This window comes from Coriobacteriaceae bacterium (assembly GCA_025993015.1).
In the GTDB taxonomy this organism is placed as follows: Bacteria; Actinomycetota; Coriobacteriia; order Coriobacteriales; family Coriobacteriaceae; genus Collinsella.
Genome location: DAJPFV010000001.1, coordinates 567,377 through 591,030, shown reverse-complemented (window position 1 = coordinate 591,030; position 23,654 = coordinate 567,377). Strand labels below are relative to the sequence as shown.

18 protein-coding genes and 1 tRNA gene are annotated in these 23,654 nt (G+C 62.0%); 8 read left to right on the top strand and 11 right to left on the bottom strand.

The features are described 5' to 3' along the window. Positions 1-27 precede the first annotated feature (27 nt). The 7 genes from OIL77_02595 to OIL77_02565 all read right to left on the bottom strand — a co-directional run bounded on the left by OIL77_02595 (position 28) and on the right by OIL77_02565 (position 9,155). Entirely contained in the window at positions 28-327 is a 300-nt protein-coding gene (locus tag OIL77_02595; protein HJI44312.1) for a YhbY family RNA-binding protein, read from the bottom strand. A gap of 158 nt (positions 328-485) precedes the next feature. Further along, positions 486-1,316: a methyltransferase domain-containing protein gene (locus OIL77_02590; GenBank protein HJI44311.1), complete on the bottom strand. Its 831-nt coding sequence runs from the start codon at positions 1,314-1,316 to the stop codon at positions 486-488. A gap of 373 nt (positions 1,317-1,689) precedes the next feature. Beyond that, positions 1,690-3,054, bottom strand: coding sequence for a PFL family protein (locus OIL77_02585; protein ID HJI44310.1), 1,365 nt, complete (start codon positions 3,052-3,054; stop codon positions 1,690-1,692). A 108-nt stretch (positions 3,055-3,162) separates the two neighbouring features. Beyond that, positions 3,163-5,718: a homocysteine S-methyltransferase family protein gene (locus OIL77_02580; GenBank protein ID HJI44309.1), complete on the bottom strand. Its 2,556-nt coding sequence runs from the start codon at positions 5,716-5,718 to the stop codon at positions 3,163-3,165. A gap of 9 nt (positions 5,719-5,727) precedes the next feature. Then, the gene (locus OIL77_02575) at positions 5,728-6,516 is read right to left on the bottom strand and encodes a hypothetical protein (GenBank protein ID HJI44308.1); all 789 of its coding nucleotides are present in this window, start codon (positions 6,514-6,516) and stop codon (positions 5,728-5,730) included. Then, positions 6,516-7,388 (bottom strand): methylenetetrahydrofolate reductase, encoded by an 873-nt coding sequence (locus OIL77_02570; protein HJI44307.1) that lies wholly within the window; start codon positions 7,386-7,388, stop codon positions 6,516-6,518. Before OIL77_02570 ends, OIL77_02575 begins: the two co-directional genes overlap by 1 nt. A gap of 474 nt (positions 7,389-7,862) precedes the next feature. Next, positions 7,863-9,155, bottom strand: a complete 1,293-nt coding sequence (locus OIL77_02565) for an IS30 family transposase (protein ID HJI44306.1) — start codon at positions 9,153-9,155, stop codon at positions 7,863-7,865. Positions 9,156-9,464: 309 nt separating this feature from the next. Here OIL77_02565 and OIL77_02560 point away from each other — a divergent pair, with 309 nt between their 5' ends. The 7 genes from OIL77_02560 (at position 9,465) to OIL77_02530 (ending at position 17,039) form a co-directional block, all read left to right on the top strand. After that, positions 9,465-11,552, top strand: coding sequence for a glutamine synthetase III (locus OIL77_02560; GenBank protein ID HJI44305.1), 2,088 nt, complete (start codon positions 9,465-9,467; stop codon positions 11,550-11,552). Positions 11,553-12,377: 825 nt separating this feature from the next. Continuing rightward, a complete protein-coding gene (locus OIL77_02555) occupies positions 12,378-13,598 on the top strand; it encodes a site-specific integrase (GenBank protein HJI44304.1) in 1,221 nt (406 codons plus the stop codon). Then, positions 13,598-14,203, top strand: coding sequence for a helix-turn-helix transcriptional regulator (locus OIL77_02550; GenBank protein HJI44303.1), 606 nt, complete (start codon positions 13,598-13,600; stop codon positions 14,201-14,203). Before OIL77_02555 ends, OIL77_02550 begins: the two co-directional genes overlap by 1 nt. Before the next feature lie 202 nt (positions 14,204-14,405). Continuing rightward, positions 14,406-14,630, top strand: coding sequence for a helix-turn-helix domain-containing protein (locus OIL77_02545; GenBank protein HJI44302.1), 225 nt, complete (start codon positions 14,406-14,408; stop codon positions 14,628-14,630). A 9-nt stretch (positions 14,631-14,639) separates the two neighbouring features. Further along, complete coding sequence (locus OIL77_02540) at positions 14,640-14,876, top strand: hypothetical protein (protein ID HJI44301.1); 237 nt, start codon at positions 14,640-14,642, stop codon at positions 14,874-14,876. A 1,464-nt stretch (positions 14,877-16,340) separates the two neighbouring features. After that, positions 16,341-16,646 carry a hypothetical protein gene (locus tag OIL77_02535; GenBank protein ID HJI44300.1) on the top strand — a complete coding sequence of 102 codons (306 nt, stop codon included), beginning with the start codon at positions 16,341-16,343 and terminating at the stop codon, positions 16,644-16,646. Between the two features lie 126 nt (positions 16,647-16,772). After that, positions 16,773-17,039: a hypothetical protein gene (locus OIL77_02530; GenBank protein ID HJI44299.1), complete on the top strand. Its 267-nt coding sequence runs from the start codon at positions 16,773-16,775 to the stop codon at positions 17,037-17,039. Between the two features lie 313 nt (positions 17,040-17,352). On the opposite strand, the gene OIL77_02525 is transcribed toward OIL77_02530, so the two are convergent. The 4 genes from OIL77_02525 to OIL77_02510 form a co-directional block, all read right to left on the bottom strand. Then, positions 17,353-17,429, bottom strand: a tRNA-Glu gene (locus OIL77_02525). 100 nt (positions 17,430-17,529) lie between these two features. After that, on the bottom strand, positions 17,530-19,707 hold the full coding sequence (locus OIL77_02520) for a MurT ligase domain-containing protein (protein ID HJI44298.1): 2,178 nt from the start codon (positions 19,705-19,707) through the stop codon (positions 17,530-17,532). 45 nt (positions 19,708-19,752) lie between these two features. Continuing rightward, positions 19,753-20,796, bottom strand: a complete 1,044-nt coding sequence (locus tag OIL77_02515) for a hypothetical protein (GenBank protein ID HJI44297.1) — start codon at positions 20,794-20,796, stop codon at positions 19,753-19,755. After that, entirely contained in the window at positions 20,796-21,872 is a 1,077-nt protein-coding gene (locus OIL77_02510; GenBank protein ID HJI44296.1) for a hypothetical protein, read from the bottom strand. Before OIL77_02510 ends, OIL77_02515 begins: the two co-directional genes overlap by 1 nt. A 500-nt stretch (positions 21,873-22,372) precedes the next feature. On the opposite strand from OIL77_02510, the gene OIL77_02505 reads away from it, so the two are divergent. After that, on the top strand, positions 22,373-23,596 hold the full coding sequence (locus OIL77_02505; protein HJI44295.1) for an iron-containing alcohol dehydrogenase: 1,224 nt from the start codon (positions 22,373-22,375) through the stop codon (positions 23,594-23,596). The last annotated feature ends 58 nt before the right edge of the window (positions 23,597-23,654 follow it).

Here is a 23,654-nt window from a genome sequence, read left to right as displayed (position 1 = left end):
TGTGTTGGCTCGCCGGATCATTGGCTCTTAGACGAGCTTGATCTTCTCGATATCCTTGCGCGAGGACTCGCGATACAGCGAGAACTTGCGGCCGATGACCTGGACGACCTCGGCGTGGCAGCGCTTGGCGAGCTCTTCGGCGGCTTCGCGGGCGGAAAGACTGGAGCCATCGAGCACGGAGCACTTAACGAGCTCGTGCTTCTCCAGATAGGCGACCGTCTGCTCGACGGTGCCCTCATTAATATCGGACTTGCCGATGATGATGGCGGGGTTGAGGTGATGGGCCATGCTGCGAAGCTGCTTGACCTGGGCTCCTGTCAGTGCCATGGGTTCTCGCTTTCTATGTATGGGGCGCCCCGCGACGGGGCCTTAATCTACGTGAGCTGTCCCACGATAACGCAGGAACGGCGCGGTGTGGAGCGCGTTTGCCCAGTTCAAAAAGAATGCGGATGCCGAATGAGTGGGCGGTGCGGGCTGCGAACAGGCTATGAGCTGGGCGCAGAGACCGGCTCCCATGCAATAAACGCCCAGCGAACCTTACGGATATGGTCGAGCATATAGCGCCCCTGCGGCACGCCCTTGGAGCCCGGCTCACCGGCATGGGGATTCTCGATCATGTGCTGGGCGATGTAGTCGCGCAGACGGTCGACCTTATCCTCGTTGCCATGCTCAAGCATGCGGGAAAAGTCCGCCACGCCCGCTTCAAGGCTGTCGAAGGTATCGCGACGCGGCGATTCAAAGTACGTGACCTGCGGCAGGGCACCCATCTGAATGAGGATATTAAAGGCATACACAAAGCCATTACTGCAGGTAACCGAGGCACCGATGGCATTCATCAAGTGCAGGTCATAGCGCGGGCTGGAGTTAGCGACCATCGTGACAGCACAACGCCGACGAGCCGTACGATCAAGCTTGGCAAGCGCACCTTTGAGGTTGGTCGTGGTGACCGAACGACTGGCAAAGGCAACATCAACCGCTTTCGCGATCGGCCCAACTAGGTCCCAATCATCATCCCAGGCAAGCTCAAGCGGCGTAATGTGGCCTTCAAGCCCGTAATACTCAATACCAGCATCAAGGGTGCCCAGCATAGCAGGAGAGAAATCAGCCGCAATCACAGGATGCCCGGCTTGCGCAAGCGGAATAGCAATCGACCCAGCCCCACACCCCATATCAAGCACCGACTCACCAGGCTTCAACGCCAACAGCTTTATAAAATCCCGAGCATAAGGGGCAGTCTCCAACGGCCGAAAATGCCGAGCCCGCTTATCCCATTCAAAAGAATCATCAGCCCGTCGCCGACCAGCTTGCAGGCGCATCCATTCGCCATTCCAATCCGCAGCAAGCAGCTCAGAACGATTCTCCCCATCAACCACGGGCCAACCTCCTAGCAACAAAAAAGCGACTCCTCCCAAAAGAAGAGCCGCAACCAGCATATATCAGAAAGAACCGATCCAACGCCAAATCGCCGCATCAGCCAAGTGGTGCAGGAGCGAAGCAACTGCAACCGGGATAGAACCCAACTGAGGTCCCGTTGTGCGGGAGCCCCGGGGAGGGCAAATATATAAGGTCGATCGCGAGTTCCGCACGAGCCGGAGAGCACTTAATGTGCTCTCCGTGCGAGTCAGGACTGTCCGAGCAGGCGACCTTATATATTTGCCCTCCCCGGGGCTCCTCGCCAGTCCCCCTCAGCTAGTTCTTCAGCGAGTTCAGCGGTGCCGGGAATCGACCACCGCGGTGGGCAAGCACGGTGCCGGCGTTGGGGTTCACCGGCATAATGGGTGCACGGCCGAACAGGCCGCCGTACTCGACGCAGTCGCCCACGCCCTTGCCGATGGCAGGAATCACGCGGACGGCCGTGGTCTTGTTGTTGATGACGCCGATGGCCATCTCGTCGGCGATGATGCCGGCGATGGTCTCGACCGGGGTGTCGCCGGGGATGGCGATCATGTCCAGGCCGACGGAGCACACGCAGGTCATGGCCTCGAGCTTCTCGAGCGAAAGCGCACCGGCCTCGACGGCGGCGATCATGCCGGCATCCTCGGACACGGGGATAAAGGCGCCCGAGAGACCGCCCACGCTGGAGCTGGCCATAACGCCGCCCTTCTTGACGGCGTCGTTGAGCATGGCGAGCGCGCAGGTCGTGCCCGGGCCGCCGCAGGTGCCCACGCCGATGATCTCGAGGATGCGGGCAACGGAGTCGCCGATGGCAGGCGTAGGAGCCAGCGACAGGTCGACGATACCCTTCTCGACACCCAGGCGATGGGCGGCCTCGCGGCTCATGAGCTCGCCGGCGCGGGTGATCTTAAAGGCGGTCTGCTTGATTTTCTCGGCGACCTCCATCATCGAGGCGGAGTCGGGCAGCTTCTCCAGAGCCGCGGCCATAACGCCGGGGCCCGAAACGCCTACGTTGATGACGGCGTCGGCCTCGCCACCGCCGTGGACGGCGCCCGCCATAAACGGGGAGTCCTCGACCATATTGGCAAAGCAGACAAACTTGGAAGCGCCGACGGAGTCCTGGTCGGCCGTGAGCTTGGCGGCGTCGATGATGGTCTGCGCTGCCATGAGCACGGCGTCCATGTTGATGCCGGCACGCAGGCTGGCGACGTTGACGCTGGAGCAGACGCGGCTCGTGGTGGCGAGCGCCTGCGGAATGGACTGGATAACGCGGCGGTCGGCGTCGCCGATGCCCTTCTGGACGAGCGCGGAGAAACCGCCCAGGTAGTCGATGCCGAGGGTCTCGGCTGCACGGTCGAGGGCATGCGCGATGGGGGTGAGGTCCTCGACCTTGCAGCAAGCGGCGATCTGCGCCACCGGGGTGACGGAAACGCGCTTGTTGACGATGGGGATACCGTACTCGCGCTCGAGGTTCTCGGCGGTCTCGACCAAGTGCTCAGCCGTGTGCGTCACGTGGTCGTAGATCTTCGTGCACATGCGGTCGAGGTTCTCGTCACCGCAACCCATGAGCGAAACACCCATGGTGATGGTCCTGATGTCGAGGTTCTGCTCCTCAACCATGCCGCGGGTTTCCGCGATTTCTGCAGGCGTGATCGCCATCCTTGCGCTCCTATCTGCCAAAACGAGCATAGTCCCCTCTATTCTAACGTGCCGCACGCGCCAAGTGGCACATGCGGCACGTTTTGGTGCGGGGTTGTTTCCGTTGTGTTACCGGCCAAAGACCTCTTCGGCGATACGCGCGCTCTCGGCGGCGTCCTTGGCATAGTAGTCCGCGCCAATCTGCTTGGCGTATTCGGGGGTGAGCACGGCGCCGCCCACGATGATCTTGACGCCCGGAACCTCGGCATGGAGCAATTTGATGGTCTCCTCCATGGCGACGACGGTGGTGGTCATAAGCGCCGAGAGGCCGACGAGCTTAATGTCGCGCTCCTTGACGGTCTTGAGCACCTCCTGCGGATCGACGTCGCGGCCCAGGTCAAAGACGGTGTAACCGTAGTTGTCGAGCAGCATCTTGACGATATTCTTGCCAATATCGTGGATGTCGCCCTTGACGGTGGCCACACAGATCTTGCCCTTGTCAGCAATTTCGCCGGCGGGCATCAGGCGTTTGATGGTATCGAAGCCCACGCGTGCGGCCTCGGCCGAGGCCATGAGCTGCGGCAAGAAGAACTTGCCCTGGTCAAAGAGGACGCCGACCTCGTCGAGGGCGGGGATAAAGTGGTTGTTGATGAGGTCCATAGCGTCGTGGTCGGCCAGCAGACGCTCGGTCTCGGCCGCGATCTCGCCCTTACGACCCGAGACGACCATGTGGCGGATGGGGTCATCGTCAGCGCTTGCGGTGGTGCTTGCGGCAGGCGCGGCATCGCTCGACGCTGCCTGAGCTGCCGCCGGGTTGGCGGCGATCTTGTACGGGTCGGTCCAGCCGGCGTAGCGCTCGATGTATCCGGTCGAGCCCTCGTCCTCAACACTCAACACGCGATAACTGTAGACGGTGTCCATAAAGCGCTTGGAGCCCGGGTTCATGATGGGGGCGTCCAGGCCCGCGCCGAAGGCGGCGGCCAAAAAGACCGAGCCCAGCAGCGGGCGGGCGGGCAGACCAAAGCTGATGTTCGACACGCCGAGTGCACATTTGACGCCCAGACGCTCCTTGCACAGGGACATGGCGCGCAAGATCTGCTCGGCTTGGCGTTGATTGGTCGAGGCGGTCATGACCAGACAGTCGATGAGGATGCGGTCCGGGCCGATGCCGTAGCGGGCGGCCTCGGCCACGATGCGCTCGGCGATGGCGAAGCGAGCCTCGGCGGTATCGGGAATGCCGCCTTCGTCGAGCGTGAGGCCGACGACGTTGGTGCCGTAGTGAGCGACCAGCGGAAAGATCTCATCCATGATCTGCTGCTTGCCATTGACCGAGTTGATGATGGGCTTGCCGGCGTAGCGGCGCACGGCGGCCTCGACGGCTGCGGGATCGGTGGAATCGATCTGCAGGGGCAAGAGGGTGGAGCCTTGGAGCTGCTCGGTGGCCTGTTGGATAATCTTGACCTCGTCGATTTCGGGCAGACCCACGTTGACGTCCAGGATGTCGGCGCCCTGTTCCTGCTGGCTAATGCCCTGGCTCACGACGTAGTCCAGGTCGCCGTCGCGCAGGGCCTGCTGCAGGCGCTTTTTGCCGGTGGGATTGATGCGCTCGCCGATGACGGCGATCTTGTGGCCGTCGCAGGGAAGGTCCACGACCGTCTGGGCGCTCGTGACCGACATGCTGGGCTTGCGGCGGCGCGGGCTGGGCGTGTGGTTGTCGATAAGCGTGCGCAAGGCCGCCATGTGCGCCGGCGTGGTTCCACAGCAACCGCCCACGACGCTTACACCGTCGGCGATCATACCGGCAACGGCGTGAGTGTATTCGGGGGCCTGGATGTCAAAGACGGTGTTACCGTCGTCGTCCACGTGGGGCAGACCCGCATTGGCCTGCACCATAACGGGTTTGTCGGTAACGGTGAGCATACGTGCGGCGAGCCCCCGGAGTTCGGCCGGTCCCTGGCTGCAGTTAATGCCCAAAACGTCGGCGCCGATGGCGTCGAGCGTGATGGCGGCGACCTCGGGACTCGTGCCCAGGAAGGTGCGACCGTCTTCCTCAAAGGTCATGGTGGCAAAGACGGGCAGGTCGGAGTTCTCGCGGCAGGCGAGGACGGCCGCCTTGATTTCGGCCAGGTCGGTCATAGTCTCAATAATAAAGAGGTCCACACCCGCGGCGACGCCGGCGCGCACCTCCTCGGCAAAAAGGTCGTAGGCTTCGTCAAAGCTCAGGGTGCCTAAGGGGCGAAGCAGTGCGCCGATGGGTCCGATGTCACCGGCGACGTAGTGGGCACCGGCCGAGTGGGCGCAGGCGACTGCCGCGGCAAAGACGTCTGCCACGGTGGCGGCGCCGTCGAGCTTGTGGGCGTTGGCGCCAAAGGTGTTGGCGGTGATCACGTCACAGCCGGCTTCGACGTACTGACGCTGAATATCGGTAATGACCTGGGGCTCCTCAAAGTTGAGCAGCTCGGGCAGGGCGCCCGCCTTCATGCCAGCGGCCTGCAACATGGTGCCCATGCCGCCGTCGAACAGCAGGTGTCCCGTGCCATCGATGGCCGCACGCAGGCGATCGTCCTTAATGCGCAGATCGTCGATCGTGCGCGTCTTATACGTGGCACCGTTGCGACGTGCGGCATCAACAGGTGCCGCCAATGCAGTGCCGTCAGAATCATGAGTGATAAGCGGAGTAAACATCGAGGGCTCCTAATGGCTGGAATAGCAGGTGGTGTGGGCGGCGCGGAAGCGGCAGTGCTCGCGCATGCGGCAGATATTGCAGGTGGGGCGGCTCTGGGCGTCGTGGACTTCGCCTTCGAACAGACCGATCACCGCGGTCACGCTCTTGGTGGGCATGAGTAGGCTGGTGGGTGTGACGGTCAGACCGATGAGCCGCGTGGCGTTGAGCGCATTGACGATCGAGCGCTGGGCCGAGAGCGGGCAGTCGCCGTAGCCGGGACTAAAGCGCCAGTTGCCGGCGAGCCCATGTGTGGCGGCGTCCGTCTTGACCTGCTGGTCCATTTGCTCAACGGCGGCTTCCACGTAAGCGGAGCACGCGGCGTCGAGCACGGCGCCCTCCAGGGGATGTTGGGCTCCCGTGGTGCGCAGGCGACGCTCGGCGTCCATGCCGAGGGTGCATGCCATGAGTGCGGCAAAGCGGGCGTCTTTGAGATGTCGATAGATATCGCGACCGCGCAGCTCAACGTTGGTGCCGACCAGGCGAATGCAAGGTTCTCCCTGCTCGTCCACACCCGTGGCATCGACGGCAAACACGCGGCGCACGCCACGGGGCTCAATGTCCAGCTCAAGGCGCTCGACCACAAGCTCAATACGTCGTGACAGCTCGGGCTCAATCTGCTGGCCGCCGTAACCCAGATACCGCAGCATCTCGGCACGGTCGACACGGGGATGGTGCGCAGCATCGACACGGTAAAGCGCCGGCGACGCAAGGTCGGCCGGCACTTCGACAGCGGTTGTATCGATGTGCGGTTTTTCCATTACCCCAGGCGCTCCATAATGGTCGCGGCGATCGCAGGACGGTTCATAGTGTACAGGTGCAGGCCGTCGGCGCCGTGCTCCTTGAGGTCGCAAAGCTGGCGGGCGGCATAATCTACACCGGCTGCCTGCAGGCTCTCGGGGTCATTCTCGTACTTGGCGAGAATCTTGATGACGGGGGAGGGCAGCGACGCGCCGCACATAAAGACCATGCGGCTGATCTGCGACTTGCCCATAAACGGCATGATGCCTGCGGTAATGGGCACGGTGATGCCGGCCTTGTCGGCAAGCTCGCGGAAGCGGTAGAAGCATTCATTATCAAAGAAGAGTTGCGTCACAAAGAAGCTCGCGCCAGCGTCCTGTTTTTGCTTGAGGTATTCGACCGAGAGGTTGAGATCCTCACAGGCAATGTGGCCCTCGGGGTAGGCCGCGGCGCCCACGCAAAAGCCGGCGTCGATGAGCTCGGGGATGAGGTCGCGGGCGTAGGCGTAGTCGGAGGCGGGCTTGTCGTCTTCGGTCGCGCCGGCAGGGAGATCTCCACGCAGGGCCAGGATGTTTTCCACGCCGGCGGTGCGATACTCGTCGATCTTGGCGGCGATATCGGTATGCGACCGGCCCACGCAGGTAAGGTGTGCCACCGAGGGTGTATCGAATTCGCTCGTAATCATATGCGCGATGGGGGCGGTGGTGGCACCGTTGCCCGAGCCGCCGGCCGAGCAAGTAACTGAGACAAAGCTCGGCGAAAGCTTGCACAGGTTGCCCGCCACCTCGCGAGCCGTGTCGAGGGTAAGCTCGCCCTTGGGCGGGAACATCTCAAACGAAACGGGTGCGGTGCCCTGGGATGCTGCCTGCTTAAAAACCTCGTCGACGCGCATATCGTGCTCCTCTAGATACGTAATAGTGTGATGTGTTGTAAGGATTCTACAGCACCACTGTGTCACGGTGGAGTTTCACTCGCTATTTGGGGATACCAATCGAAAATGCTTTGCTATCGGCATTCCCTATAACAGGGCGGTCAATCTAGGATGGGACTATAAAGACTGGTATCTGATGCAAAATACCAGTTAATAGAGCTCCATCCCAAATTGACTACCCTTAAACCATGGGGAGAGGTCTGCAATTTGGTTGATTTCCGATCTCAGCCGAACACATTAGGCGGACAGGCCGTTCCCGCAGCTAGCCGAACGCCCCCGAGGCCCCATCCGGGCCCCGGGGGCGCCGTTTTCCCAGTTGAAGGAACGGTGGAGATGTGTTTCGATGGGTCCGGTGGCCATGCTCCGCCCTCCGCCCGGCACCTCTTCCCAGACTCAGCCGGACGGTCGGTCAGTCTATTCCGTTTTGCCTTCAGGCTAGGCCAGCGGGGCATCGCCCCTCTCTGCGCGCGCCCTCTCGATGAGTCCCGGCGTCAGGTCGAGCTCGGCCAGAGGCACATCCTCCACGCCGTAGGCGTCAAGCAGCGCCGCCGCATCGTCCCCGAGCATCGCCCTGAAGGCGCGCGCGGGCGTCGAGAAGCCGAGCGCGCCGCGGGGCTCGGAGTTCACGTGCGACATGGCGAGCGCCATGTCGGCCGGGGAGAGCCGGTCGAACCTGAGGCCGGCGCCCTTGGGCAGCAGCTTCCTTATCTCGACGTGGTTGCGCTCGCAGGCGCCCTTCTGGTCGCTCCGCCTGGGGTCGCAGTAGAACAGCCTCGTCTCGCCGGGCCCCTCGCCGAGGAGGGCCGCGACCGCGGCCTCGTCGGCGAACTCCGCGCCGTTGTCGGTGAGCACGGCGCGGAACACGCGGCGCGCCCCGTCGGCGCCGAGGACCGCCCGGACGCCCTCCAGGGCGGCCGCGACGCACCCGGCGGTCTTCCCGCCCAGCGGCAGCGCGAGCTGCAGCCTGCTGGGGCGGTGCAGTAGCGTGAGCAGGCAGGCCGAGTCCTCCCGGGCGCCCTCGACGGTGTCCATCTCCCAGGCCGCGGCGCACGCGTCCTCCCCGAGGGCGAGGAACGCGGCGTATGACCTGCGGGCGGAGTGGCGCGTGGCCGCCCGGACGGCGGCGCGCCTCCTCGGCCTGTAGCCGACCTTGCGCCTGAGCTCCATGTTGGTCATGCCGTCGTAGCCCGCCGCGACCCAGCGGTAGATGGTCGAGGGAGACAGGTCCACCGGCCCGCCGTTGCGCGCCGCCATCTGCTCGGGCGAGAGCCCCCGGCGCAGGCAGTCCCTGATGGCCTCCAGCCTCGCCGCCGCGGCCGGCTCGTCGGCGTCGATCCCGCGCCTGGACGAGACGAGCACCGAGTCGGCGCACAGCTGCGCGGCGCGGGCCTCGTAGAAGACGTGCGGGCGGCGCTTGCAGCCCACCGCGCGGTAGCGGCCGCACCCGTTGCAGCAGCGCGGCCACGCCGCCAGGCGCGGGCAGGCCGACGACAGGTCGGTGTCGGCGCCCACGCGCTCGCCGCGCCTGGGCTTCGGCGCCGTCACGAACCTGTGCGACGCCACCTCGGCGCTCACCGTCGAGGGCGACCTGCCCAGCTCCCTCGCGATCTCCCTGCACGAGGCCCTGCGCTCCAGCATCCTCTGGACCGTGTCCCGCTCGTGCCTCGTGAGCCTTCCGTAGGCCCTCGGGGCCGCTTTCGCGGAACCCTTCTTCCTCTTTCCGGACATGCCGTCCTCCGATCTTCCGGGGCCGGCCGGTCCGGCCCTCAGGGTATCGGGTTCCCACATTCATCCGCACATGTGCGGATGAATGTGGGAGGTGTTCGGATGAAGTCGATAATCAAGGAGGTCTGCAATTTATACAGTTGATTGGCTGTTGAGGGTGGCAACGCCGCCGCGATGCGGTAACCTCATTGATTGGTTTCGCGACAGCAACATAACGGTAATGTTGCGGAAACACGGCGAGTCTAAGCTATGACTCGTTCGTTAGTAATCAACACCGCTTCTCACGCGGTGCCGATACGAAGGGAGTTCCGTATGGCCGATCTTACTGACCGCTTCGGGACCATGGTGTTCTCTGAGGAAGTCATGAAGGACTACCTCCCCAAGGACATTTGGAAGCGCCTTGCTGCAACCCTCGAGGGCGGTGAGCCGCTCGACCTGGATGTGGCCAACGCCGTTGCCCATGCCATGAAGGTCTGGGCCATCTCCAAGGGCGCGACGCACTATGCGCACTGGTTCCAGCCGCTTTCGGGCATTACTTCCGAGAAGCACGACAGCTTCCTGGAGCCCAACCACGACGGCACCGCCATTACCAAGTTTACGGGCAAGAACCTCATCCAGGGCGAGCCCGATGCCTCGAGCTTCCCCAACGGCGGCCTGCGTGCTACCTTCGAGGCCCGTGGCTACACCGCTTGGGACCCCACTAGCCCCGCCTTTATCAAGGACGATGTCCTGTGCATCCCCACGGCTTTCTGCTCCTACACGGGCGAGGCCCTGGACAAGAAGACCCCGCTGCTGCGTTCCATGACCGCGCTCTCGCGTGAGTCTAAGCGCGTTTTGGCGCTGTTCGGTAAAACCCCCAAGAAGGTCGTTCCTTCCGTGGGCGACGAGCAGGAGTACTTCCTGATCAAGAAGGACGCTTACCGCAAGCGCAAGGACCTGGTCATCACCGGCCGCACCCTCTTTGGCGCTGCTCCATGCAAGGGCCAGGAGCTCGAGGAGCACTACTTTGGCGCTATCCGCCCCACCGTCTCGGCCTATATGAAGGATCTGGACGATGAACTGTGGGCGCTCGGCATTCCCGCCAAGACCAAGCACAACGAGGTTGCTCCCTGCCAGCATGAGCTCGCCCCCGTCTATGGCGAAGTCAACGAGGCCATCGACCAGAATCTGGTCATGATGGAGAAAATGAAGCTCATCGCCTCCCGCCACGACTTGGTCTGCCTGCTGCACGAGAAGCCCTTCGAGGGCATCAACGGTTCGGGCAAGCACAACAACTGGTCGCTTGGCACCGAGTCCGAGAACCTGCTCGACCCGGGCGACACCCCGCTCGACAACCTGCAGTTCATCGTCTTCCTCACCGCGGTGATCGAGGCCGTCGATAACTATCAGGAGCTCCTGCGTGCCTCCGTTGCCTCGGCCGGCAACGATCACCGTCTGGGCGCCAACGAGGCTCCTCCGGCGATTATGTCCATCTTCCTGGGCGACCAGCTTACCGAGGTCGTCGAGAAAATCATCGATGGCAAGGCTTCCGTCCATGCCACGCGCGGCGTGCTCGACCTGGGCGCCGATACCCTGCCCAAGCTGATGCAGGACAACACCGACCGCAACCGCACCTCCCCGTTTGCCTTCACCGGCAACAAGTTCGAGTTCCGTGCCTGCGGCTCCGAGCAGAACGTCTCCGACTCCAACCTGGTGCTCGATGCCGCCGTGGCCAAGTCGCTCAAGTCCTTCGCCGACGCGCTTGAGGGTACGCCCGAGGATAAGTTCCAGGACGCCGCGCTCGAGTACTGCAAGAAGGTGCTGACCGATCACCAGCGCATCCTGTTCTCCGGCGACGGTTACTCCGACGAGTGGCCCATCGAGGCCGAGAAGCGCGGCCTTGCCAACAACAAGACCACGGCCGACGCTCTGCCCGCCTTCGTTTCCGATAAGGCCATCGCGCTCTTTGAGGAGACAGGCGTCCTGACCAAGGCCGAGGCCCAGTGCCGCTATGACTGCAAGCTCGAGAAGTACAACAAGCTCATGAACATCGAGGCTACCACGATGGTTCGCGAGGCGCGTCGTACCTATCGTCCGGTCATTACCGCCTATGCCACCAAGGTCGCTAAGGGCCTTGAGACTATTCGTGCCGCCGGTGCTGAGGCCGCCATGCAGTGCGAGCAGAACACGCTCAACAAGCTCTGCAACGGCATCACCACCATCAACGACTCCATCAAGGCGCTCGACGCCGTGCATCAGAAGGCCGAGGGCCTCGATGGTCAGGAGCAGGCCAACGTGTACGCGCACGAGGTCGTTCCCGCTATGGATGCGCTGCGCGCCGCCGTGGATGCCATGGAGGAGATCGTGGCTGCCGACTACTGGCCGGTCCCGACCTACGACGACATCCTGTTCTACGTGTAGGACTGGGATAACATACCGTCACGGTTGAAAGCCGGGGTCCGCATTACGCGGGCCCCGGCTTTTTGTTTGCGAAGGACGCTTTGAAGCCCGTTTTGCCGCCGATTTGCCTAGGTATAAAGGGCTATGGGCAAAAAACGTCAAATATGAGTACTGTCACAAGTCCTGTAACATTATTTATTTGCAAAATATGTAGTGTTACGCAACATATGTCCAATTACTTAGCCGATAAACGTCTGCAATTTTTCCGCCGTAGGACGCCTGACGGCTAAATCGCCTTCTGAAGGCATGAACTCGCTGTAACTAAAATGGTAACAGTACTCATATTTGCCATTTTTTGACCACAGGCCTTGCGATGATGCCGGGATCCGCACCCTGTCGGGTTCGAATCCCGACATATCGGTAGCAAAAAGCCCGTCACCGCGGGGGTAACGGGCTTCTAGTTTCAAATGGTGCCCCCAGCGGGATGTCCGCGTGCGGCTGGCGCCGCCCGCTTCCGCTGCGTCGCTCCGCTCCTTGCGTGCTGCGCTGGAAAACGCTTGCGCGTTTCCTCAGCTTCGCACCCTGTCGGGTTCGAATCCCGGCATATCGGTAGCAAAAAGCCCGCTACCGCGAGGGTAACGGGCTCTTCAATTCAAATGGTGCCCCCAGCGGGATTCGAACCCGCGATATCCACCTTGAAAGAGCTGCACCCTAACGTGCAAGCAGATAATGGCAGTTCAAAGGCGAACGTCTTAACTGGGGTTTTAATGCAACGCGATACAAAGCGCCGCAAAGTAGTACACTGCATTTTGCGGCGGTTTTGCGGCGTATTTTGCGGCGCGGCGAGTGAACGGAGATACCGCGATGCACTACACGAGCGTACGGATTAGGGAACGCAAGGGGCGCGGTCTGATTGCCGAGGCCTCATACAAGGACGAGGCAACGGGAAAATGGCGCAAGGTCTCAACTGGTTTGGAGGCCACGGGCAAGCGTGCGGCCCAGAAAGAGGCCGAGGCGTGGCTAAGTGAGATTGAGGCCGAGTGGCAGAGGAAACAGCAGGAGGCGAGCGCCCTTACCGCGCTCGGGCTGGATGCCGACGCGCCACTCACGGTGAGCGCCTACGTTCGCCGCTATCTGGACGGAAAGCGCCACGAGATAGAGCCGTCCACGTTCAACGGATATACGCGCTACCTCGATAAGCAGATAGCCCCGACACTGGGGGACATGGAGCTATCCAAGCTCAACCCCGACACGGTGAGGGCGTGGGTAGAGAAGCTGTCCGAGGGATACAGTGCCGTTACCGTTCGCAAGTCGCTCACCCTGCTCAGGTCTGCCATGAACGAGGCCATTAATTCCGATCTGCTCATCAAAGACCCTACGCGCGGCGTGAAAGCGCCCAAGGGGACGAGGCCCAAGCCGAACGCGCTCACGGTCGAGGGCGTGCGCACCGTCCTCGCGGTGCTCGACGCGCTCGACCTCACGCCCCAGCTGCTCGGTATCAAAATTGCCCTGTTCACTGGGATGCGAGAGGCGGAGATATGCGCCCTCAGATGGTCGAACGTGGACATTGAGCGCGGCACGCTCTACGTTGACGAGGCGTTGGGCAGGGACGGCGCGGCCTACTACCTCAAAGACGCAAAGACAACGGATAGTGCCCGATACGTCACGTTTGGCGGTGCCCTTGCCGACGATTTGAGGGCGAGGCGTGAGCGGGTGGAGGCCGATTGCCGCGCCGCTGGGGTTCCGTTCGATGAAAGGTTTTTCGTTCTCGGGGACATTCGCGGTGGGTTCCTCAGGCCCCAGTATCTGGGCAACAAGTGGCGCGAACTTGCAGGCGCTATCGAGATAAAGGGTACTCAAGGCACGCGCCCCACGTTCCACGACCTGCGCCATACGTTCGCCACTATCGCCATTGAGAGCGGCGTTGACGTAAAGGCCGTTTCTGCCATGCTCGGGCACTCAAACGCGGCTATGACGCTCAATACCTACGCCGACGCAACGCGCGAGGGCAAGCGCCGCGCCGCCCTAGCCGTTGAGAACGCGCTTACCGTAGGGGGCGGCGAGTGATGGGGGCAGGTGCCGAGGTGCTGGACGAGTTCCACACTAGGGCTATGCGTGCGGTCGAATGGGGGCGTGAGGTGGACGGGTACCGCGCGGCGTTCCCAGATGATGCGATCAAGTGGCTCATGTCGCATGGCCTCGATATGCAGAGCCGCCCCAAGTTCGCTGACGATTCGGACGCCATTAGGCGCATATGCGAGAGATATGGCCTAAAGCAGGCGGCTGTGGCGGGGGCGTGCGGCGTAGGGCCGTCCACCGTCTCAGCATGGGCCAAGGAGCCGCACAAGGCTAAGCCCCGACACGTGCGCGAGATAATCGACCTCGCGGAGCGGTTGGGGCGTGGTGGCGAAAGCGCTCAGACGTTCAACGAGTTTGTAGCTGGGTTGCTCGATGTGCCCAGCAGGGTAAGCGGGGAGCTTACCGCCAACGAGGACAGGGCCGAGGATATAGCAGGAATAGCCGACGCGTGTTGGTATCTCACCGATACCCAGCTATCAGCCCTAACCGAGGTGGTGCGCTCAATGTTGTTGGCAAACGGTGAAGATACTGATGTTTTGTTCTCACGAGGTGATGAAATCGATTCAGTTTGGAGCCTAATCCGAGGGCACTAAACCGAACGAAATAGCTATAAAACGAACCGTAGACGCACTATCCGCGCCTACGGTTCGTTTTATGCGCCGAAAAATGAATAGCAAAATGAACGTTTCAGCATTTCCGCAGGTAAACGGCGTTGTGGACTGTTCGCGTTATGCGCGGTACAAACTGAATCAAACGCGCGTGAATGATTCAGTAACTACCTACGGAGGGGCTGCAATGTGTACTCAGGAACAGCTAGACAGGTTGGCGGCTATCGCGCAGGAGGGGCGTTTTGAGGAACTGCCCAACCCGCTATCAGCGCCCGAGGCGGCGGCGATTGCCCGTTGCTCAAAGCCAACTATCACGAGGGCGTGCAAGTCGGGCAGGCTCAAAGCCGTTAATACGGGTATGCGCTGGAAGATCAACCGTGATTCGCTGCTTGCATACGCGGCGCTCATCTAGGGGGCGGACATGAGGCCACTAAAGGCGGCGCTTGCCGCTATCAGGCATGTAGCCAACCTAGACGTTCAGGGCATGAGCCAAGCCGAGATTTCGGCGGAGTGCGACAGGTTGGCGTTTAGAACGTGCGGCATTGGCGAGGGTGCCCTATATCGCCGCTGGGCTATGGGCAGGTTCCACGCCATAGGGCGCGAGCTGGTGCGCCGCAAGCGCCTAGGAGGTGGCGGCGATGTGGAACGAGGACGTTAGAGCCGTACCCGTCAAGATGGGGCGGCTGCTCACGGTATCGCAGGCAGGGGCCGTGCTCGACATGAGCGAACGCACCGTTAGGCGGCTCATCGCCACGGGTGCCCTAGCGACGGCGAGGGTTGGGCGGCGCGTATTCGTAACCCGCAGCTCGGTTCTAGCATTGGCGGGTGTGGGCGTTGGGTAGCCGCGTGGCTACGAAACGGAGAGATGGAACGTTCACAACGCTTTACCCCAGCATGTTGCAGGTTTCGGCGAGGCTAAGCTCGGGTGTTGCGGCGGCGGTTCTATCCGTTCTTGTACGCTATCTGGGCAAACCGCGATATTCGCCAAGCGTGGCAGTTGGTACGCCATTCGAGTGGCGGGCCGTGTCTGCCCCGGTATCCGCCATTGCCTCGGAGCTATGCATAACCGAGGGACAGGTTAACAACGCGGTGAAGAGGCTCAAACGCTATACGGTTTGGTTCCCGGACGGGACGAGCGCCCCGCTGCTCGAAACTATGCCGGGGCATGAGGGCAGGCGAGGTAGCGCGGCGGTCTACGTGATAGGGGCGAAGAACGAACCGGGGGCGGTGCAGACGGTCACGCTCAACGCAAGGGACGGGACGCCAACGCCCCCAGACGCCGCGACGATAGCGCGGTTAGCTGGTGCGGGCGCACTACCTATCAGCCAAAGAAAGGTAGTACGAACGGATGAGTTAGCTAGTACGAATGGGCAAGTTAGGTGGTGCGGTGGCACCAGCCTAAAGGATAAAGAGATTAAAAAGAAAGGAGCGGAGGGCGATAGGTACGCGATTGATACCGAATTGGCGGCGAGGCTCAGGGGCGGTAGAACTGTCGTCTGACGGGTTTAGGCATGGAGAGGGCTAGAGCCGCTATCCATGCAGAATGGGTGCCCGATGCCCTCAGCCGTTCACGGTGGAGCGCTACGCACGCCCTCAAAGAGATCGAGGCGGCGGAGGCCGAGGCCACGGGAAAGCGCCAACGCCTCATAGCCGAGGCGCGTGAGGGCATGGAGCGGGTCAACGACCTATTGGGCGAGGCTCAGGCCACGAGGCAGAGGAAAGCTAGGAGGTGAGGCCGCTATGGGCGAGTTCGATTTTACGGGTGAGCTGGAAAAGCTCGACGATTGGAAAATGCCCGAGATGTGAGGCGGGGCGCACTGTGGGAACGGGTGCGCTCCGCTTTTCGTCTCGATCAACAACGGGGGGCGGTGTATCAACCCGCGCGGCGCGGCATATGTGGGGGTTCGGTAGGTTCGGGCGTTCCCTGCGGGGAGGGGGGAACGGGCGCGTTCCCTGCTCTAACCTCGATACGGGCGAAACGGAGACAAGCCCACGAGAGGAAAGAGGCCGACATGGACGAGAACGGGAAACGCCGAACGATGCGGGGGGGGGGTGCTCAGGGCAGTCTATCCCCGCACGACGAGGAAACGGGGCGTTCTCTACGTGGCTCACGGGCGATTGCATGGAGCCGACGCTAACGGCGGGGATGATGGGCGTTTGGGTTCCTCGCATACCCGAGGTTGGGGAGATAGGGCTTTACAGGTTGCCGCCATATAGCCCGAGGACGCAACGATTGGCTCGAATTAAGGCGTTTGAGGCCGAGGGCGGGCGAGTACTGCTAACGCACGACAATAGGGCCTATAAAGACGATTTGAGGCCCCTAGGAAAGAAGCGGGCAGGCGAGGGCGGTATAATGTTCGTGGGTACGCTGGTGGAGGTGTACGAACCCGTGAGGGGCGTGAACCTCAAAGCCCTACCAGAGGAATAGGGGTTTGGGCGCTCAAGCGCGCCCGTTCCCGAGGCGGCACGTCTCTCCGCAGGTTCTCCGTTCACTACCTGCGGGACGTTTCGGGCGTGCCGTGCCGAGTGCGGGCGATTGGGGAGGTTGGCGGTTATGCTCACATTGGAAGAGGCTATAAAGCCGATTCTGGAAGAGGGGGCCGTAGACGGATACGGCCCAGTGTGCGCATACGAGGGCAAATACCATTGGTTCGTAGGTTTCGGTTTCGATGGAAAGATGACCCCGGGCGACACTCCGTATGCGATCGACAAAGAAACGGGGAGGATTGATTTCTTCCCGATTCCATTTTTCCTCAGAGGCGAGAGTCCATCTGCTATCGAGCTTGAGATGGGGGAGGCTAAAGAGGTTCCCGTCCCCTAGACAACATCAGGCCCCGCCACGGCGGGGCCTTTTCATGCCGTTAACCATAACTTTCATAAGCCTAAAAAAGGCGGGGCGGTGCGTTCAATGTCAAGAATGTCACGCCCCAAAAAAGGCGGGACGGTGCGTTCAATGCGAACAATGCGAAGCCCTAAAAAAGGAGATTCGGCGTAGTGCCGAGGCGATACCGCCCGAGATTTGCGGCGCGTTTGCGGCGGAGTTTTGCGGCGATTTTGCGGCGCATTTTGCGGCAAGCCCCTAAAAACGAAAACAGGCCAAGACGAAAAACACACCTTGACCTGCTCAAATGCTGTGGTGCCCCCAGCGGGATTCGAACCCGCGATATCCACCTTGAAAGGGTGGCGTCCTTGGCCGCTAGACGATGGGGACAGCGGGAAAGAGTATAGCAGACTTTTTTAGCCGTTCACATATCGTTGGCAAACTGAAAAACCACCACAAAGGTGCCTGTCCCCTTTGTGGTGGTGAGGTGCTAGGGGAGGAGCTTCATGGCGGCGTCGTGGGCGGCGTGCTCGTAGGTGTCGTCGAGGGGCTTGAGCGGCAGCAGGGCGGCGGCCTGTGCATCGCCACGGCGCTCGAGGGCATGGGCGATCAACCAGTCGGCGAGCTCGGGGTTCTTGGGCAGCGCCGGGCCATGCAGGTACGTGCCGATGACGCCCTTGTAGATCAGGCCCTCAAAGCCATCGTCGCCGTTGTTGCCGGTGCCCGTGACGACGGACGTTCCGAGCGGCGTGGCATCGGCGTCCAAAAGCGTGCGGCCGCCATGGTTCTCGAATCCCACAAAGGGCTCAGGTGCCAGGTCGGTTTTGACGGCTACGTTGCCGATCAGGCGGTCGGAGCCGCGTACGGTTTCGGCGGCAATGACCCCCAGACCCTCAATGCGATCCTCGCCCATATAGTACGAACGGCCGAGCAGCTGATAGCTGCCACAGATGGCGAGCAGCGAGCCGCCATCCTCAACATAGGATGCGACCTTGTCTTTTTGGGCGAGCAGCTCGTGTGCCACGGCTAGCTGGTCGCGGTCGGAGCCGCCACCCATCATGACGATATCGGCATCGGTGAGATCGAGTGACTCGCCCATACGGACCTCGTCCACGCGAACGGGGATGCCGCGCCAGGCGCAGCGACGCTCGAGGGCGATAACGTTGCCGCCGTCGCCGTAGAGGTTGAGGGCATCGGGGTACAGGTAGACGATGCGCAGCGGGCGCGAAAGCTCGACTGGCGCGATGCCGACGGGGACGGCACTGCCATCGGCACACGTTGCAGCGCGGGCAGCAACCGTGGCTGCATCGGCACCCTTCAGCCCATCGAGTTCTTTGACCAGCGGCGGGAAGGCCGTGTAGTTGGCGACGGCATAGAAAGTGTCGCCTGCGGCTTCATCCGCAACGGCGCCAATTGCCTGCGCGACGTCCGAGATAATCGCGGCATCGATGCCGGCGTACTTGAGGCGTACCTGCATGTCGTGCGCACGCGTGCCTCCGGCAAAGGCGACAAGACCCGGTGTGTCGGCGATGCGCTCGAAGTCGACGTCGTAGATCCACGAGACATCGTGGCCGTCGGCGTCGTTGTCGTTGAGGAAGAAAGCACAGAGCCTGCCGCCCGCCGTCTTAATGGACTGGATCTGGCGATCGAAGCCCACGGGATTCTTAGCCAGGTTGGCCTCGACGGTGCGGCCGGCGATATCCCAGCGGCCCATGCGTCCGCCGGCGGGGACGTAGGCATCGAGCGTGGGCTGCAGGTGCGCCGTATCCACGCCCAACTCGTGCGCGGCAAAGAAGGCGGCGGCAACGTTGTAGACCATGTACAGGCCGTTGTAGCGTGTGGCGATGTGTGCGGCAGCCGCGTCGGGCGCAGATCCAAAGACCAGGTCAAAGTCGTAGCCGTCGCAGCCGAGCTCCACGCCCGTCACGCGGCGGACCAGTGCGGGGCGTGCCCAACCGCACGAGGGGCAATGGTAGGCGCCGAGTTGACCATACTGCACATAGTCGTACTCCAACGGGGCGTTGCACTGCGAGCAAAAGCGAGAGTCGCTAATGCGGTCAGACTCGGTGTCGGTGGCGCCGTCGATGCCAAAGGCGATGTTTGCATTGGGAACGCGTGCGGCGATCGCGGCACACAGCGGGTCGTCTGCGTTGTAGATGAGCGTTGTTGCCGGAGAGAGCTCCAACGCATGGGCGATGACCTCCTGGGTGTGATCGATCTCGCCATAGCGATCCAGCTGGTCGCGGAACAGGTTGAGCAGCACGAAGTACGTCGGCTTGAGCTTGGGCAGGACGCGCACGGTGTAGAGCTCATCGCATTCAAAAACGCCCACGCGCTTGCCGCCGCCGGCTCGCTTGAGGCCGCTGCGCGCCTCGAGCAGTGCACCCACCACGCCCGGCTCCATGTTGTTGCCGGCGCGGTTGCATACCACGGTGGCGCCGCTGGCGGCAACGGCGTCGGCGATGAGGTTGGAGGTGGTGGTCTTGCCATTAGTACCCGTAATCACCACGCTGCGGTCGACAAGGCCGGCGAGGTCGCTTAGCAGCTCGGGGTCGATCTTCATGGCGATGCGGCCGGGGAGTACGCCGCCCTGGCGTTTTAGGACAGAGCGCAGTCCCCAGCGAGCGATATCGCTCGAGGTACAGGCGAGAGATGAGCGGAGGTTCATGAAATCGTTCCTAACGTAAACGACATGGTCGGGTCGAGTGCGTCACTAAAAACCGTAGCGGCGCGCAAATTCCTGGGCAAGCTGTGACACGTCTTCACAGGCATTGGCCCAGGGAGCAAAGTCGGGAGTGTCCGAGATAATACCGTCCGCTTCCCAAACGGCCTGGTGCGAAAGATCCCAGGGATCGCGCGGCTCGGGTCGGCAGGGAAGGTACGGCGTCTGGTACATGGGGTTCAGTAAGAAGAACGCACCGCCCTCGCAACGGTTGGCAAACTCGCGCAGCGCGCGTGTCGCCGGGCGCATCTTGTTTGTTTTGAACAGCAGAATCGTGCGGGCGAGTAGGTACCAGGGGGAGTTCTCGAGGGCATCGGCTCCCATCTGCTCCTCGAGCTGGTGGGCTAGGGCAAAAAAGCCGTCTTCGTCTTCCAAGCGAGCAAGGGCGAGCAGCACGGTGCCTGCGGCTCGGGTGGGGTAGCCTTCCGCCTTAAGAACACGGCGGGCGTAGTTGGCGGCAGCGCGGTAGCGGGCGCTCGCCATGCACAGCTGCGAGATGGCATCGAGTGTGTGAAGCCACCCGATAAGAGCCGGCTCGCTCACGGTAAGGTCTGCTGCAGTGACACCGTCGGCCAAAACATTATTGGCCCAGTAGTGCGGGGCTTCCATGTCGAACCCGGGCACGCTTTGCTGCAGGTAATCGGCCGTGGTCGCCTCAAGCTTCATCAGGTCACCCAGGCAGGCGTCAACGGGCGTGTCGGCCAGGATGATGGCGAGCAGCTGTGCGTCGAGGACATGCGCATCGATGCGGACGATCTTTAGCAGCTCATCGCGCATGTCGTCGAACAGACGATTGCGCGTCTGCTCGAACTCCTCGTCGCTGCCCATGTCCTCGATGCGATGGAGCTCGTCGAGCAGGTGGCGATGAACACCGGCATAGGACAGCAGCGCTTGGGCATGCTCGGACTGCGCATACTTTTGAGGATTCGCGCTAATGTCGTTATGGACAAGCTCGCGTGCTGCATCGGTGAGTTCGGGGTGCGACGCCAGATAGGTTCGCTCCAGATAGGCGGGGATGTAGACGCTCGGATCCATTAGAGGTCTCCTCCCTTAAATGGAAGCCCCTGCTCGGCCGCGCGCAGGATGCGCTCGTCGATCTGGGAACGCACGATGTCGTTGGTGGCGACCCAGGCGGCAAAGCTGGCGTTGTCGGGGGCGCCCAGACCCTCCTGCAGCACCGGCGTCGCCTCGGACAGCGCAAGGACAAGCTCGTCGGTGGAGCCCGCACCCACGTTGACGCGGGCATAGACGCCATCGGGAAACTCGGTTTGGAAGTAGAGTGCCTCGGCCGCGTGCGGGCACGAGCGTGCGAGGATGCGCAAATAGTGCTCGGCGCCCTCGTAGTCCAGCTCGCGCCAGGCAGCGCTCATCAGCGCGATGAGCGTCCATGGGTCCAAGTCGCGCTCCGCGTCCTTGGGACGACGGCGCAGCGGCGTGTTGGCGAGATAGGGGACGGAGTGTGCAGAGCGAAACCGTTTGAGCTCCTCGGCGGGGTATTCGAGCTTTGCCATGGCGAGCATTGCGGTGTGGCGGACGCCGGCGGGATCGTTGGGGGCAAAGTCGAGACTGCGGTTTGCGGCTTCGAGCGACATGCGATAGCGGCCGCTAATGAGGGCGCGCGATGCAAGGGCGGCAAGCCAGCGCAGGTAGGGGCGGCGCATAAGGTCGCCAGCGGCCTCGCGCTCGTAGGGGTCCTGCGCCGAGGCGGTCTTGAGCGCCAGATCGTGCTCCACCTCGTCGCACTTGGACACCAGATACTGCACGTATTCCTCGTTGGATTCGGCGGTGAGCGCCGTCAGCATGCGCTGGGCATCCCAGTTGGCCGGGTCGAGTGCGGCTGCCTCGCGGAGCATGTTCTCGGCAGCTGCCTCTTCTTGCTCTGCCTGGGTATCGTCAGGGATAAAGGGAATGCGGTAGTCGACAGCCTCGACCACCTTGGCAATGAGGTGCCCGGCGCGGTCGCGGTCGTGCACGATGAGCGGTGCGGGGTTGCGGGTGAATTGTTCCATCAGACGCTCTACGGCAGCACCGTCGGTGAGCGGGATATTGTCGCGGCGCAAGGCCTCAAGAACGAGGCGATGGCAATCCTCTTGAATGGGATCGAATGCCATGGGGCCTCCTTTGCTGCGGTTAGGGTTCAAATGTTTCTATATAAGGTTCTAGTTTACCCGCATGTGGCACACCGGGGGTGCCGCACTTGGACTTGCACCTTTGCACCACGAAGACGGATGTCGCACAAATGTCGGCACCTTGGACGACCGAGTGGTATCACGGTGCCGCAAACGGTCGATTTTTGGCGGCGAACGGTGCATATTTTGGAGGGGCACCGTCCTGCCCGGGATATGTGGTCAACCTTGATAAAACGTTTGCCCAGCTTGGGAGTATGAATGCCGCACAAGGGTCTTCAGGGATAGAAAAAACGTTTCATCATTGGCGGCTTTAGGTGAATAACTGACCAACCAGAACGGTAAAATAGTGTTTGTCTGAGCGTTGAGACGTTTAGACATCGCGCATTGTCATCGCCGGCAACGCGCAAACCGGTCCTAACGGAGCCAATTGGGTGCTCCGTTATATACGCAAGTCTAAGAGGGGCTTGTTTAGGAGGCACAGTATGGGACGTTTTACCAATCCTCGCGATCTGTACTTTGGTGAGGGCGCTCGCCACGAGGTGAAGAACCTCAAGGGCAAGAAGGCCATCATCGTTTCTGGCGGCAGCTCTATGCGCCGCGGCGGGTTCCTGCAGGACGTCGAGAACGACCTTAAGGAAGGCGGCTTCGAGGTCAAGCTGTTCGAGGGCGTCGAGTCCGACCCGTCCATCGAGACGGTCATGAAGGGCGCCGAGGCCATGCGCGAGTTCGAGCCCGACTGGATTATCGCCATCGGTGGCGGCTCGCCCATCGATGCCGCTAAGGCCATGTGGGTCTTCTACGAGTATCCCGAGGAGTCCTTCGATAACATCATCCAGCCGTTCAGCTTCCCCGAGCTGCGTCAGAAGGCTCATTTCTGCGCCATCTCCTCTACCTCCGGCACCGCTACCGAGGTCACCGCGTTCTCCGTCATTACCGACTACGCCAAGGGCATCAAGTACCCGCTGGCCGACTTCAACATCACCCCTGATGTCGCCATCGTCGACCCCGAGCTCACCTACACCATGCCCGCCAAGCTGTGCGCTCACACCGGCATGGATGCTCTGACCCACTGCATGGAGGCCTACGTTTCCACCTGCGCCTCTATGTTCACCGACGCCAACGCTCTGCACGGCATCCGCGAGATCGTCGAGTGGCTGCCCAAGTCCTATGCTGGCGACCATGAGGCCCGTCAGCACATGCACGAGGCTCAGTGCATCGCCGGTATCGCCTTCTCCTCGGGCCTGCTTGGCATCGTTCACTCCATGGCTCACAAGACCGGTGCTGCCTTTGAGAACGGCCACATCATCCACGGTGCTGCTAACGCCATGTACCTGGGCAAGGTCATCCAGTGGAACTCCAAGGACCCGCGTGCTGCCGAGCGTTACGCTTACGTGGCCAAGGAGATCCTGCACCTTCCCGGCGAGACCAACGAGGAGCTCATCGCCGCACTCGTCCAGAAGATTCGCGACCTCAACGACCAGCTCAACATTCCGCAGTCCATCAAGGATTACGCGAATGGTGGCGTGAAGGTCGACGCCGAGAACCCGCAGATGGTTTCCGAGGAGGAGTTCCTCGCCAAGCTGCCCGAGATCGCCGCGAACGCCGAGCAGGACGCCTGCACGCCCGAGAACCCGCGTGAGACCAAGGCTGCCGACTTCGAGAAGATCCTCAAGGCCTGCTACTACGACACCGACATCGATTTCTAATCGACTCTTGTTATCGTAACGAGGGGCTCCGCACGTATCCGTACGGAGCCCCTTTCTT

Excerpts from the sequence above, each read along its gene's own strand:
- OIL77_02560 (HJI44305.1), top strand. The coding sequence starts at position 9,465 with ATGGCCGATCTTACTGACCGCTTCGGGACCATGGTGTTCTCTGAGGAA.
- OIL77_02505 (HJI44295.1), top strand. The coding sequence starts at position 22,373 with ATGGGACGTTTTACCAATCCTCGCGATCTGTACTTTGGTGAGGGCGCT.
- OIL77_02550 (HJI44303.1), top strand. The coding sequence starts at position 13,598 with ATGGGGGCAGGTGCCGAGGTGCTGGACGAGTTCCACACTAGGGCTATG.
- OIL77_02510 (HJI44296.1), bottom strand. The coding sequence starts at position 21,872 with ATGGCATTCGATCCCATTCAAGAGGATTGCCATCGCCTCGTTCTTGAG.
- OIL77_02570 (HJI44307.1), bottom strand. The coding sequence starts at position 7,388 with ATGCGCGTCGACGAGGTTTTTAAGCAGGCAGCATCCCAGGGCACCGCA.
- OIL77_02590 (HJI44311.1), bottom strand. The coding sequence starts at position 1,316 with ATGCGCCTGCAAGCTGGTCGGCGACGGGCTGATGATTCTTTTGAATGG.
- OIL77_02535 (HJI44300.1), top strand. The coding sequence starts at position 16,341 with ATGGAGCCGACGCTAACGGCGGGGATGATGGGCGTTTGGGTTCCTCGC.
- OIL77_02595 (HJI44312.1), bottom strand. The coding sequence starts at position 327 with ATGGCACTGACAGGAGCCCAGGTCAAGCAGCTTCGCAGCATGGCCCAT.
- OIL77_02520 (HJI44298.1), bottom strand. The coding sequence starts at position 19,707 with ATGAACCTCCGCTCATCTCTCGCCTGTACCTCGAGCGATATCGCTCGC.
- OIL77_02545 (HJI44302.1), top strand. The coding sequence starts at position 14,406 with ATGTGTACTCAGGAACAGCTAGACAGGTTGGCGGCTATCGCGCAGGAG.
- OIL77_02580 (HJI44309.1), bottom strand. The coding sequence starts at position 5,718 with ATGTTTACTCCGCTTATCACTCATGATTCTGACGGCACTGCATTGGCG.
- OIL77_02515 (HJI44297.1), bottom strand. The coding sequence starts at position 20,796 with ATGGATCCGAGCGTCTACATCCCCGCCTATCTGGAGCGAACCTATCTG.
- OIL77_02530 (HJI44299.1), top strand. The coding sequence starts at position 16,773 with ATGCTCACATTGGAAGAGGCTATAAAGCCGATTCTGGAAGAGGGGGCC.
- OIL77_02565 (HJI44306.1), bottom strand. The coding sequence starts at position 9,155 with ATGTCCGGAAAGAGGAAGAAGGGTTCCGCGAAAGCGGCCCCGAGGGCC.
- OIL77_02540 (HJI44301.1), top strand. The coding sequence starts at position 14,640 with ATGAGGCCACTAAAGGCGGCGCTTGCCGCTATCAGGCATGTAGCCAAC.
- OIL77_02585 (HJI44310.1), bottom strand. The coding sequence starts at position 3,054 with ATGGCGATCACGCCTGCAGAAATCGCGGAAACCCGCGGCATGGTTGAG.
- OIL77_02575 (HJI44308.1), bottom strand. The coding sequence starts at position 6,516 with ATGGAAAAACCGCACATCGATACAACCGCTGTCGAAGTGCCGGCCGAC.